The sequence below is a fragment of the Macrococcus sp. 19Msa1099 genome (genome assembly GCA_019357535.2).
Taxonomy (GTDB): Bacteria; Bacillota; Bacilli; order Staphylococcales; family Staphylococcaceae; genus Macrococcoides; species Macrococcoides psychrotolerans.
Genome location: CP079955.1, coordinates 782,437 through 794,962, shown reverse-complemented (window position 1 = coordinate 794,962; position 12,526 = coordinate 782,437). Strand labels below are relative to the sequence as shown.

Genomic DNA, 12,526 nt, shown 5'->3' with positions numbered 1-12,526 from the left:
TAATATTTTAAATGGCCATTTTAATCAAATAATGATTTCATTATCCTTTTCATCATACTTGGTTTTTCTTCATCATTGTCAAGCGCATCTTGATGACTTTCTGCTGGTGCAGCCTTCGTTTCTTCTTTAGAAGTATAGACACGCGTTTCAACATTGTCTTTCTTACGTTTGAATAATCCATCTAATGCGCTTTTCTTCGGCTCAGCTTCAACCGGTTGTTCTTCTGTTTCTGAAGGCACATCATGATTATTAATTGTAACATAATCTAATAATTCATCAAATACTATACCGCTGTTGATTGTCGAGATTGCTGAAGTAAATTCAGGCTTTCTAATGCCCATCTGTTGTGGAATATGAATTCTTACCTTCTCGCTTACCATATCTGAAAGTAATTCCTTAATTCCGAGCATATTACTGGTTCCGCCTGTAAGTACAAAGCCACCGTTAATTTTATTTAATCCCATTTCCTGCAGTAATTCAAATACTTCAAGGAAGATTTCTTCCGCTGTACCTTCGATAATATCGCTCAGATCCTTCTGACTGAAACTCACAGGGGATTCGGCGTCAATCTGCGTAACGTTAAATACATCTTGTTCGCTCGCCAGGTCATAGAACGCATGTCCATATTGTTCTTTAACTTTTTCAGCTTCATCAAATGTAATATTCAGTTCTTCAGAGATATCTTCAGTAATATCACTCCCTGCAATCTGAACATGATCTGCATCAAATAATGTACCGCGTTCATAATATGCCACTTGCGTTAACTGGTCACCAATATCGATGACACACGTGCCAAGTTCAATTTCGGTCGGTGACAGGATGTGCTGATAGTTATAAGCATCAGAATAGACATCCAGAACATGCACGCCACTGCTTTCGACGCATTTTAAGATATTGATAAGTACACTGCGTTCAATTGTGATAACGCCTGCGTCTACTGCCAGGCTTTGTGTCGCAACCATTTCTTTTGGATCCGTTACTTCATGCAGATCATCGACTTTAAACATCTTTGGATAGACACCGATAATCTCAATATCTTTTGAAGCATTCTTAGCACGAATGCCATCCAGAACATCTTCAATATGTTCACCTGTTATTTCAGTTGAAGCACCCTCAAATTTAATTTCATGCACTACATCATGAATTTCAGAATAGATAATTGGCATCTTTAAGAAAACATCCTGAATTTCAATTCCTGAGGCAATCTGTGCCTTTTTAATTGTATCTTTAATCGCATGCTGTGCGACATCAAAATCATCAATCATTCCATTTTTAATACCTGTAGTAAAAGTCTGGCCTGTACCTATCACATTAATGCCATTGTGAAACTTTTCTCCTACCACTACTTTTACACTCGATGAACCGATATCAATTGATACGTAATAATGTTCTTCCATCGATAGGCACCTCCTAAACATTTTATTCAGTCATACACTATTCTTATTATAGTCGTTATTTGAAAAACTATAAACTGTTTTATGAATATTAGACTTTTTTTTTTGAAAATTTATACTTTAGCTGTTCTTTTTGACCTGATTTAACTCTTTCTTCAGTTTTTCTACAGATTTTTCAAGCTCAGCTTTATCTTTTTGAGAGCGTTCTTCCATCGCTGCTTCTAATTCAATTCTTCTTTCCTCGGCTTGCTTCGATTCATAGGGGATAAATACTGCTCCGACCTCAAGATCGATAATACCTGGTTTCAGTATTCGACCGTTACTATCTTTTTTGAGTTTACTTGCCATCGCCGGGAAGTAATTCAGTTTGTTGTCGATGGTACGCATATCACCGATAACTTCCAGTCCATTTTTCATATAGAACTGGACGCGGTTAGAAGCTTCTGCTTTCGGTATAAAGTTAATCTCTGAAATTTGATTGATGATTTCATCATCAGAGGCACGTAAAACTTTAACAAGCTGATTCAGCGCCTTACTGCTAAAATTATTTAGAAGGGGTACTTCTGATGGCTCAGCGTAATTATGCTTATGTAGAATCTGTCCATTCTCCAGTGCAGGATGGTAGTGCTCACCATCCTTTACAACACCAAGCACATCATATTCTTCTACATTGATACTGACTACATTCGGAAAATGACGTCTGACAGTAACTGATTTTACCCCATCAAGATATTCAATATTTGACACAATTTGTTTCGTATCCAGACTGTAGATACGCGCTTTAGGTTGAATACCTGATTTCTCTTTGATTGTCTTTGTACTGTTAATCAACGTATCATTAACTGATATTTTCTTTACATAGCTGATACTCGTGAACATATAGATAAGAATCAAAGACACGATTGCAACAATGCTTAAGAAGATAAATAGCTGCAGTCTCTGACGTTTCTTTCTGCGCATTCTTCCTTGTTCATCAAAACGGGGTGTATGAATAATTTTATCCTCCATCATATCACCTCTAAATTAATTTGACCTGACTGATAAAGTGTTCTCCTCTTACTTCGTACGTAGGATATTGGTCCCAGCTGGCACATGCCGGACTGAGCAGCACTACCTCACCTTGTTCAACATATGATGCAGTTTTAATCACTGCATCTGTCACATCTTTGCATATCGTACAAGGGATATGATGCTGCGCTGCAAAAGCTGTAAGTTTTTCAGTTGTTTCTCCAAAAATATACATTCGCTTCACATGATGAATGTGTGTGTCTAATTCTTCAAACCCATTCCCTCTATCCAGTCCCCCTGCAAGCCAATGAATCGGGTGCTGGAATGAATCGAGCGCAAAGCTTGTTGCTAATGTATTCGTGGCCTTAGAATCATTGTAATACTTCACCCCATCTGTCTCAGTTACAAACTGCAGACGATGTTTAATCCCTTCAAACGTCTTTAATGTATCACAAATATGAATGTTATCTATGCCTGCAAGTTTTGCAGCCGCAATACTTGCCAGCACATTTTCAAGGTTATGTATGCCTGGCAGAACGATGTCTTCCACATCGATGATAAATTCATCATAGAAATATACTTTGTTTTGATCTATATACGCACCTTCTACTTTTTCGTCAGTAGAAAAATAGACGACCTTGGACTTTATATCATATTTTTGCAACAATGTACGTTGCTTATCATTGAATATAAGGTAATCTTCACTGGTCTGATTTTTAATAATCTGCATCTTAGCATCAGTATAGTTCTGCTGATTACCATGGTAATCCAGATGAGCGGAATAAATATTCGTAATGAGCGCAATATGCGGTCTGAATTCTTGAATTCCCATCAACTGGAACGATGATAATTCCATAACAAGCGTATCATGAGCGCCTGCATTCTGAGCGACTTTCGAAGCTACAAAACCAATGTTCCCACATAGTAACCCTGCATGTTGATGTGATTTAAACATATCTCCAATGAGGGATGTAACAGTCGTCTTACCATTTGTACCCGTAATACCGATAATGGAGCTTTCGGTAATTTCATAAGCTAATTCTACTTCAGTAATGATAGGAATATTCAATGTTTGTGCTTGTTCTATTAACGGTAATGTGTAAGGAATACCTGGATTCTTGACAATGAGCGTCGTATTTTCAAGCAATGAAAGGGGATGATGGCCTCCGATAATAGTAATGCCCATCTCTGTCAGTTCGCGATATTGCTCTGTCTGAGAAACATCTTTACCGTCATTGATCGTAACTTGTGCCCCAAGACGATACAGCAGTTTCGCTGTTTCATAGCCACTTTTTCCAAGTCCGAGAACGAGCACCTTTTTCCCTTGATACTTTTGTATATGTTTCATTTAATTCACTCCTAAATAAATTCCGATGAGTCCAGTTAATATACCGACAATCCAGAACACGGTTACAATCTTCCATTCGCTCCAGCCCACCATCTCAAAGTGATGGTGAAGCGGACTCATCTTGAAGATCCTTTTACCAGTCAGTTTGAATGATGTGACTTGCATCATCACCGACAATGTCTCAACAACAAATACAAAGCCTATAAAAATCAGCGTTAATTCCTGATTCAGCATAATCGATACTGTCGCGATAACCCCACCAAGTGCTAATGAACCTGTATCACCCATAAACAGCTTCGCCTTGTTCTTATTATAGATCAAGAACCCACACAGACTCCCGATTAAGATTGCTGAGAAATAAGCTATTGCTGTAGCACCTTGCACCATTGCAAGATAAAAATAACAGCTGAATGCAATGATTGATAACCCTGTTGCCAGTCCGTCAAGACCATCCGTTAAATTGACTGCATTTGAGAAGCCTACCTGCCAGAAGATGATGAAGATGACATAGAATATAGATAATGGAATCCCGATATCCGTAAATGGAATATTAATTTCGTTGCTGAGTGATAGTAATCCAAGAACATTACTTACAACATAGAAAAGAATTGCAATAATGATCTGGAATAAAAGTTTCTGTTTCGATGTCAAACCTTGATTGTTCTTTTTTACAACGATAATATAATCATCGACAAATCCAATAAGTCCGAACCCTACTGTAACAAGTATCAATAGTATCAACGGCCCATTGTCTTCAACGAAGAAGCAGGCGATCGCACTTAGTAAGATCGTACTGATTAAAAACGTCAATCCTCCCATTGTCGGTGTGCCGCTCTTTACCATATGACTTTTCGGCCCTTCTTCACGAATAGACTGACCAAACTTCATTCTTTTTAATAGAGGGATAAACAAAGGGACAAGTATTGCGGTAAGTATAAATGTAATGACTCCAAAATAAATTTCATTCATAAGTTTCACATATCAGAATTACTGATTTCCTTTCTTTTAATTCGAATTTTTTAGTTTTTTATCTTTTATCTGTTCTTTTAACACTTCTTTTTCCTGCTGCAGCTGTGCTTTAATAACATCATTGTAGACTGGAGACTGTTTTAGAGGATCTAATGAATCAAGTTCAACTGTCAGCTTATCACCTTGCTTTATAGGATTATTTGCATCAATAGACTGGCTGATGGCATAACCGTTACCTTTAAACTGTATCTCTACTCCGGTCAACGTACTGAACATCAGAAGATCGCGTCTACTCCATCCAGTGATATCCGGCATCACTTTTGTACCTTCAGTCAGAATAAATACTTTATTATCGGCTATTAACTTCGTGTCTTTAGCAGGTAACTGGTTCGTCACGGTACTGCCGCTTCCAATCTGAACAGGTTGAAGCGAAGCACTTTCAATCTCAGTAGATGCCTTATCAGGCTTACTTCCAATGACATCCGGCGTATTAAATATAAGCTTTGCATTATCCTTGTTAGGTGATCCTACATTCAAATATTTCAATGTATTTTCCATAAGGGGTGTATACCCTTTTGAAACCCCCTGTGCATATGCTTCAGCATCATTCTTCTGTGCAAGACTCATACCGTAGTAGATGATAACTTTAGGGTCTTTGGCTGGTGCATACCCCATAAAGCTGACCATATATGGATTAGCCCCTTGGACGTAGCCACCTTTTTCCGTATCCGGCACTTGTGCTGTACCGGTCTTACCAGCAACTTTATAATCTTTTAGACCATAGTTAAATGCATGCATCTCCTTACCATTTACAACATCATAGAGCTGCTGCATCGTTTTTTGTGCTGTCGATTTTGAAATCGGCTGTCCAATGATATCTTTCTGACCAGTGTAAATATCATTATTATCTTTACTCGTAATGGACTTCACAAAATAGGGCTTCAGCATCTTACCTTCATTGACGATTGCACTTTCAGCCTGTAACATCTGAGCCGGAGTTACGGTTGTAGACTGCCCGAATGAGCTTACTTTTTGACTCAGTTCATCATTCCACGAAATATGCCCGGTAGCTTCTGAATCGAAAAGTGATTGCGTCGATCTGCCAAAACCAAACTTTTCATAATATGTCTTCATCTTATCGGTGCCTACTTTGTCCTGCAGTTTCATCATCAGCACATTTGAAGACAATTGGAATCCTTTGCTCATAGTGATTGTTCCCCACCCAACGTCATTCCAGTCAGAAATCGTTATGCCATCTATTTCTCGTTCACCTGATTCGTACTTCGCTTTCGGGTCATACTGATCTTCTTCAATTGCTGCTGCAAGACCGTAAGTCTTAAAAGTAGAACCTGGCTCATACGTATTCTGATACAGATCGTTGGCCCATTTTTCTCCGAATCCTTCTCTTGTCTGAGGATTAAACGTTGGTCGCTGACTACTTCCTAATATTTCTCCCGTCTTTGCATCCATTACAACAGCAAAGATGTCTTTCGGGTTATAGCGTTTGACCATCATATCGAGTGAGTCTTCCACAAAAATCTGAATGTTCTTATCAATCGTCAGCTTAACATCGTCCCCATCCTGTGCCGGCACGACATTGCCTGACTTAGGCAGTACATAGTTCCATATATCCTGTTTAAAGGTCGTTTTACCTGGTTTTCCCGATAGATAAGAATCGAATATCTTCTCACTACCAAGCATTCCGGTCATCATATTTGTATCTCCATTTTTTTCTGCCAAACCAATTAAATGAGAAGCGAAATTCCCATTTGGATAAAATCTTTTCTTCTCAGAGAAGAATGTGAGTCCAGGCATCTTCAAGTTCTGTATCTTCTGTTTCTGATCAAACGTCAGGTCTTTACCCGCCTTACCAAATTCGACCTGAAATGCTTTTTTATTGCTCAGCACTTTATAGATGTCCTTTTCTTTCATATCGATGATGTCAGCTAAAGCTTTAGCTGTCTTCTTCTTATTAACGACATGTCTCGGTTGCTTACTTCCTTCTGAAAATCGTTTATCGAGGATTGCGACAAGCTTATAGGATTCAATATCCTCTGCAAGCACCTGTCCATTGCGATCTAGAATCTTACCACGTTCAGGCTGATTGACGATATTCCGAACATATTTCTCGCTCGCACGCATTTCAAGATCCTGACCGCTGGACTTTCCTGTAAGCATGATCATGCCATATTTAAAAATCAATGAAAAAAAGAGCAGTCCGAATAGCATGATCAAGAGGACTGCTCCTATTTTGTTTTTCTTTAGTTTTAGTTTACTTCGTGACATCTTTTTGCACTACCTTTACGTTATCGTTTTTCAAGCTTAATCCATATGATTTCGCTTTACTATAGACACGTTCGTATGAAGACTGTTTCATCACTTCAGAATTCAGTTCTCCGTTGACACTTTGCTGGTGTACAATCTTTCCTTCGATTGCTGCAATTTGAGTGTTCGTCTGATACGCATCATATTTCAAAGATAGCATATAGATGCTTACAAACGCAATCAATGACACTAATGTTAAATAAATTAATTTTTCAAGCTTTGAAAGGGAAACAACATGTGTTTTTGAAACAGATTTAACTTTAACTTGTTCATTGACCTGATTGTAATAGTTCGGATTGATGTACTCTACTGCCATGTTGTCACCTCTTTATTTTAATATTTCTACGACTCTAAGCTTTGCGCTTCTCGCTCTATTATTATGTTCGAGCTCTTCATTTGAGGATATAATTGGTTTTCTAGTGATTTTCTTTAGTTTCGGCTGGTATTCAGGGGGAACGACCGGTAATCCACGAGGGATGTCTGGCCCTTTACTGTACTCCTGAAAGACTTGCTTACATAATCGATCCTCAAGAGAATGAAATGTAATGACTGAAATTCTTCCACCCGGCTTAACACTATCAATCGCTTGTTCTATAGAAGATTCAAAGGCACCTAATTCGTCATTGACAGCAATTCGTATCGCCTGAAAGACACGCTTAGCTGGATGCCCTCCAGTTCTTCTTGCGGGTGCCGGAATTGCTGCTTTAATAATTTCAACTAGTTCAGTCGTTGTTTCAATTGGCTGTAACTCACGTTCAGCTTCAATCTTTCTTGCAATTTGTTTAGAAAATTTCTCTTCACCATAACGGAAGAATATAGAAACAAGCTTCTCGTATGGCCAGGTATTGACCACTTCATAAGCTGATAGTGCCTGTGTCTGGTCCATACGCATATCAAGCTTAGCTTCTTGATGATAGCTGAAACCACGCTCTCCTACATCAAGCTGCGGGCTTGATACTCCTAGATCATATAAAATCCCGTCAACCTTCTGAATACCAAGCTGTGTGAGGATATCAGAAAGATTGCGAAAATTATCCTTAACAAACGTTACCTTATCGAGATAATCTTTCAGTATGATGTGCGCATTATCAATCGCAGTCTGATCCTGATCAATCGATATGAGGTGCCCTTCCTGCAATTGCTTCACAAGATATAGACTGTGTCCTGCTCCACCTAATGTACAGTCGACGTATATCCCATTTGGATCAATATTCAGCTGATCGACCGTTTCTTCTAATAATACTGTTACATGATGGAACATAGAATCCTCCTAAAAATCAAAATCAATTAATTCTTCTGCAATTGTCTCAAATTCTTCTTCTGTCTCTTCATAGAAATCAGACCATAACTTACGATCCCAAATTTCTATGCGACTAGATACACCGATAACTGTAGCTTCTTTAGATAGACCCGCATATTCCATCAGATGTTTCGGAATATTGATACGTCCTTGCTTATCCATCTCGACTTCCACAGCTCCGGAGAAGAACATACGCATAAATTTTCTAGCGTCTCTTCTTGTGAGTGGTAATGCTTTTAGTTTTTCTTCAATAGCTGCCCACTCGGTTAATGTATAACCAAAGAGACATTTGTCAAGGCCACGTGTAATCACGAAATGTTCAGTTAATTCTTCGCGAAATTTAGCAGGCACAATCATTCGGCCTTTCGCGTCAAGCTGATGCTGAAATTCACCCATAAACATTTCGATTCACCTCGCCTTAAATCTAATTTACCATACCCCCCCACTTTCCTCCACTATTTATGCAATTTTTTTTATAATTAATTGTTTAAAACAGAAAAAGCCTGTTACATTGTTAAGATCAATGTAACAGGCTTCGTCTTATTCATTTGTTTTAATTATTAAATGTTCGAACTGATACGTTTCAAACGTATCGATAACATCAGAGAATACATCCAGGCCATAACGGTTCAATAATTGCGCGGGGTGCATGATACGCTCTTGCAGTCCCCCAGGTGTCAGCTCATTGCGCAGCTTGTTGAAATGCTTCATCTCAGTATTATGTCTGCGTTTAATCTGCTTGCGATATGTCTCTAAAAAATAGTTGAACTGCATATGATGGTGTTGAAGATTCTTTTGTGCCAGTTTTGCTAGCTCTACATCACTATCTAGCTGTTGAATCGCTTTAAAAGATGCATCCAGCTGCTGCTGCATCGTATTAATCTCTTGTTCAACTAGATAGTTTTCTTTTGACTTTAAGAAGTTTTGCTCAAAATACTCTATACCTTCTTGAAACAGTCCATCTATTGATATATCGTAACGTGCCATAATCTTTAAATGTTCCGGAGTAATATACGTAATACGCATACGCGGCACAACAACTGGCATGTTAATATTCGCAAGATTGAATACTTGTGTCAGTTCTCCCCAATACTTAATTTCTGAAGGTCCACCGATAAAAGCGAGCGTATTAAATACAAGTTCCTGCATCAGCGGCCTTGTCACGACATTATTTGAGAATATTTCTGGTGACGCGGCAATCATCTGCAAGATTTCTTCTTTAGTAAATGAGACCTCTGACTTTGGTAACACATACTTCCCCGCTTCATACTTCAGCAACTGACGGATACCATCATACTGCATGAACATATGAACATTCGTATCCGTAACAATCTGACGTTCACCTATAGTTTCAGCAAGTTTGTCCTGCCCCTCACGAAAAGCACGATCGATCTCAAGATGGTGCTCAAACTGCCAAGTTAACAGTTCTCGCTCTAATTCCCTCAATTGACTATAATGACTGTCAATAAACAGAACACCATAAGCCTTAAATAGCTCGTGTACAATCTTATGGAAGTGTTCCGTCCAGTTATCTGGAAGTTGAGAGAGCATTGCAAAAAGCGGTTTCGTATGTTCAGTTTCATCCAGCAATGAAATCAGTTTGTTTAACGCTGCATGGAAGGCTTCTGTTTCCATCTGAACGTGACTGACAGAATCCGTTACCTCTTGTTTTGGATAATACTTCACACGATGAATAATGCTTTCGTTGTCATAAATATTTGCGTGATTCACTTCATCAAAATCATGATCTTCTCCTGCAATCCAGAATACCGGTACGATATGCTTTCCAAGTCGCTTTGATTGTTCCTTCGCCATAACAACAATAGAGATAATCTTATGGATTGTATACATCGGGCTGACAAAGAGTCCTGCCTGCTGTCCACCGATAACGACTTGGTGACCTTCTCTTATTGCTGCAATGTTAGTGCGCTGAGCATGTGAGATGTCATCGCCCATATATTGTGCAATCACATCGCTCAGTTCTCGTTCTCTTCCATTAGGACGTACGTCACTTCTTGCCGCTAGTCCCGCCTCGCTTACTGCATAATGATAGAACGCACTCAATTCCGTATGTATGTATCGATCAATAAATGACCCTGATGACTCTTCTAAAAATTTATAATGTTCCACTATCTACACCTCGCATATAATCACTACTTAGTATAATGATTATCATCTTAAAAAACAATTTAACGGCTTATAAATAAGTAGCCTTAGTCAGCAATGACACAATAAAAGAGACCGGAATTTGTTTCCGGCCTCTTGCAATCACTATTATTTAGATACTACTTCTTTACCATTGTATGACCCACATGATGGACATACGCGGTGAGATAACTTCATTTCTCCGCATGATGGACATTCAACCATACCAGGCACTGATAATTTGAAGTGTGTACGACGTTTTCTTTTCGCTGTTTTAGATGTTCTTCTAAATGGAACTGCCATTGTTTTTGCCTCCTATCACTTATTGTTCAGACATACTGTCTTTTAAAGCTTGAAGTTTCGCTAACCTAGGATCAACCTTAGGTAATTCCTCTTCTAATTGACTTTCATCAATAACTTCCCAACCGTTACCTTTCGTTAATGTCAGATCAACATCATCCTTTACCACACGTGCAGGTTTGTTGAGCACGACTAACTCCTGGATAACAGGTTTAAGGTCAATCACACCATTTTCTAATGGATGTCTGTTATCTTCATAGTCAACTTCAAATTCACTATCATCAAAATACTCAATCGATTGGATATCAAACGGAACAACTACATCTTCAAGCGACCTTGCACACGTCATTACATAATGACCCGTAAGATGTAAGTCAGCGATAACTTCGTTAGACTTCGGTGTCAGCTTACCTTCAACATGTATCAGAGATAAATCGACTAAGTCCAGGCTTTTGATTAATTCATTTAAGTTGATTTCTGAATCAACTGACAAAGCATTATCACGATGCTTTCTTAATTCAGTTAATGACCATTTCATATGGTTTCACCTCTTACAAACACAAAATTTATTTTACACTTTATATATGTACTTTGTCAAGATATTTTCTTAACAGATAAATCTGTTACAATGTCATTATAAACGCTGAAAAGGAGAAATACTAGTGAAGGCAATAGCGATCATCGCAGAATATAACCCATTTCATAACGGACACCTATTTCATATCAACAAAATAAAAGCAGCATTTCCTGAGCATGTTATCATCGCGATTATGAGCGGGCAATTTACGCAGCGCGGTGAGCCTGCATTCGTCAGTAAATTTCAGCGTGCACAGATGGCCATTCATCATTGTGATCTTGTCGTTGAATTACCGCAATTCTATGCGATGAGCTATGCAGATGATTTCGCATATGGCGGCGTATCAGTAGCACACATGTTACAGGCTGATACATTGTCATTCGGGAGCGAAAGCAATGATCTGCAAGCACTCACTCACGAAGCGATGCGACTTGATAATATAAAACCGACACGCAGAGATATCGGATACGCAGAACTTATGTCAAACGGCCTAAAGAGTAACGATATCCTTGCAGTACAATATATAAGACAAGGTGCACATACCGGACTATCGTTCTTTCCCGTACAAAGGGTCAGCAATGCCTATCTTGATGAATCATTGACCGGAGAAATTTCAAGCGCAGCAGCAATCCGTAAAGCCTATTATAACGCAGCACGCTTCCAGCATGCGCTGCCTCAGTCTTCATTACAGTATATCGCACATCCGTTAAATAAAGACATGCTCTTTCAGCTGTTAAAATACCGCATCGTTTCGAGCGACTTAAGTACACTGCGCACAATATACACGATGTATGAAGGTCTGGAATATCGCATCAAGAAGTATATTCATGAGGCTCAAAGCTATGATCACCTTATAGAATGCTTAAGTACTAAGCGTTATACGAAAGCACGGATTCGAAGACTACTCACCTATATCCTGCTCAACGTATCGGAATCAAAGCCTCAGATTGAAGCAATCCGTGTACTTGCTATGAATGAACAAGGAAGAAATTATATTAAACAGGTGAAGACTCTCTGTCCTGTTCCAATTATAACGAATATTAACAAACAGAATGTGCATTATTTCTCGCTGGAAGTTAAAGCTACTGATGTATACAACATACTGACGGGTCAATCACAGACAGAATTCAACAACCCAGTAATCTACAGAAGGCCTTAAA

Annotated in this window: 12 protein-coding genes; 1 reads left to right on the top strand and 11 read right to left on the bottom strand. The window is 38.8% G+C overall.

The window, feature by feature from the left end; genetic code table 11:
• Positions 1-20: 20 nt before the first annotated feature.
• The 11 genes from ftsA to KYI10_04050 form a co-directional block, all read right to left on the bottom strand.
• Entirely contained in the window at positions 21-1,397 is a 1,377-nt protein-coding gene (gene ftsA / locus KYI10_04100; GenBank protein ID QYA33621.1) for a cell division protein FtsA, read from the bottom strand.
• Positions 1,398-1,514: 117 nt separating this feature from the next.
• A complete protein-coding gene (locus KYI10_04095) occupies positions 1,515-2,405 on the bottom strand; it encodes an FtsQ-type POTRA domain-containing protein (GenBank protein QYA33620.2) in 891 nt (296 codons plus the stop codon).
• Between the two features lie 7 nt (positions 2,406-2,412).
• Positions 2,413-3,750: a UDP-N-acetylmuramoyl-L-alanine--D-glutamate ligase gene (gene murD, locus KYI10_04090; GenBank protein QYA33619.1), complete on the bottom strand. Its 1,338-nt coding sequence runs from the start codon at positions 3,748-3,750 to the stop codon at positions 2,413-2,415.
• Positions 3,751-4,719: a phospho-N-acetylmuramoyl-pentapeptide-transferase gene (gene mraY / locus KYI10_04085; GenBank protein ID QYA33618.1), complete on the bottom strand. Its 969-nt coding sequence runs from the start codon at positions 4,717-4,719 to the stop codon at positions 3,751-3,753. It abuts the gene before it with no gap.
• 36 nt (positions 4,720-4,755) lie between these two features.
• On the bottom strand, positions 4,756-6,948 hold the full coding sequence (locus KYI10_04080) for a penicillin-binding transpeptidase domain-containing protein (protein ID QYA33617.2): 2,193 nt from the start codon (positions 6,946-6,948) through the stop codon (positions 4,756-4,758).
• Between the two features lie 43 nt (positions 6,949-6,991).
• Positions 6,992-7,360: a cell division protein FtsL gene (gene ftsL, locus KYI10_04075; GenBank protein QYA33616.1), complete on the bottom strand. Its 369-nt coding sequence runs from the start codon at positions 7,358-7,360 to the stop codon at positions 6,992-6,994.
• 12 nt (positions 7,361-7,372) lie between these two features.
• Positions 7,373-8,305: a 16S rRNA (cytosine(1402)-N(4))-methyltransferase RsmH gene (gene rsmH / locus KYI10_04070; GenBank protein QYA33615.1), complete on the bottom strand. Its 933-nt coding sequence runs from the start codon at positions 8,303-8,305 to the stop codon at positions 7,373-7,375.
• A gap of 9 nt (positions 8,306-8,314) precedes the next feature.
• Positions 8,315-8,746 (bottom strand): division/cell wall cluster transcriptional repressor MraZ, encoded by a 432-nt coding sequence (mraZ, locus tag KYI10_04065; protein ID QYA33614.1) that lies wholly within the window; start codon positions 8,744-8,746, stop codon positions 8,315-8,317.
• A 138-nt stretch (positions 8,747-8,884) separates the two neighbouring features.
• Positions 8,885-10,474: a bacillithiol biosynthesis cysteine-adding enzyme BshC gene (gene bshC / locus KYI10_04060; protein QYA33613.1), complete on the bottom strand. Its 1,590-nt coding sequence runs from the start codon at positions 10,472-10,474 to the stop codon at positions 8,885-8,887.
• 144 nt (positions 10,475-10,618) lie between these two features.
• Positions 10,619-10,792, bottom strand: coding sequence for a 50S ribosomal protein L32 (gene rpmF / locus KYI10_04055; GenBank protein ID QYA33612.1), 174 nt, complete (start codon positions 10,790-10,792; stop codon positions 10,619-10,621).
• 19 nt (positions 10,793-10,811) lie between these two features.
• Positions 10,812-11,327 (bottom strand): YceD family protein, encoded by a 516-nt coding sequence (locus tag KYI10_04050; protein ID QYA33611.1) that lies wholly within the window; start codon positions 11,325-11,327, stop codon positions 10,812-10,814.
• 124 nt (positions 11,328-11,451) lie between these two features.
• Here KYI10_04050 and KYI10_04045 point away from each other — a divergent pair, with 124 nt between their 5' ends.
• A complete protein-coding gene (locus tag KYI10_04045) occupies positions 11,452-12,525 on the top strand; it encodes a nucleotidyltransferase family protein (protein ID QYA33610.1) in 1,074 nt (357 codons plus the stop codon).
• The last annotated feature ends 1 nt before the right edge of the window (position 12,526 follow it).

Bases quoted from the DNA above. Each gene is read 5' to 3' on its own strand.
- mraZ (QYA33614.1), bottom strand. From the start codon at position 8,746: ATGTTTATGGGTGAATTTCAGCATCAGCTTGACGCGAAAGGCCGAATG.
- KYI10_04095 (QYA33620.2), bottom strand. From the start codon at position 2,405: ATGATGGAGGATAAAATTATTCATACACCCCGTTTTGATGAACAAGGA.
- mraY (QYA33618.1), bottom strand. From the start codon at position 4,719: ATGAATGAAATTTATTTTGGAGTCATTACATTTATACTTACCGCAATA.
- ftsL (QYA33616.1), bottom strand. From the start codon at position 7,360: ATGGCAGTAGAGTACATCAATCCGAACTATTACAATCAGGTCAATGAA.
- KYI10_04080 (QYA33617.2), bottom strand. From the start codon at position 6,948: ATGCTATTCGGACTGCTCTTTTTTTCATTGATTTTTAAATATGGCATG.
- ftsA (QYA33621.1), bottom strand. From the start codon at position 1,397: ATGGAAGAACATTATTACGTATCAATTGATATCGGTTCATCGAGTGTA.
- KYI10_04050 (QYA33611.1), bottom strand. From the start codon at position 11,327: ATGAAATGGTCATTAACTGAATTAAGAAAGCATCGTGATAATGCTTTG.
- murD (QYA33619.1), bottom strand. From the start codon at position 3,750: ATGAAACATATACAAAAGTATCAAGGGAAAAAGGTGCTCGTTCTCGGA.
- rsmH (QYA33615.1), bottom strand. From the start codon at position 8,305: ATGTTCCATCATGTAACAGTATTATTAGAAGAAACGGTCGATCAGCTG.
- rpmF (QYA33612.1), bottom strand. From the start codon at position 10,792: ATGGCAGTTCCATTTAGAAGAACATCTAAAACAGCGAAAAGAAAACGT.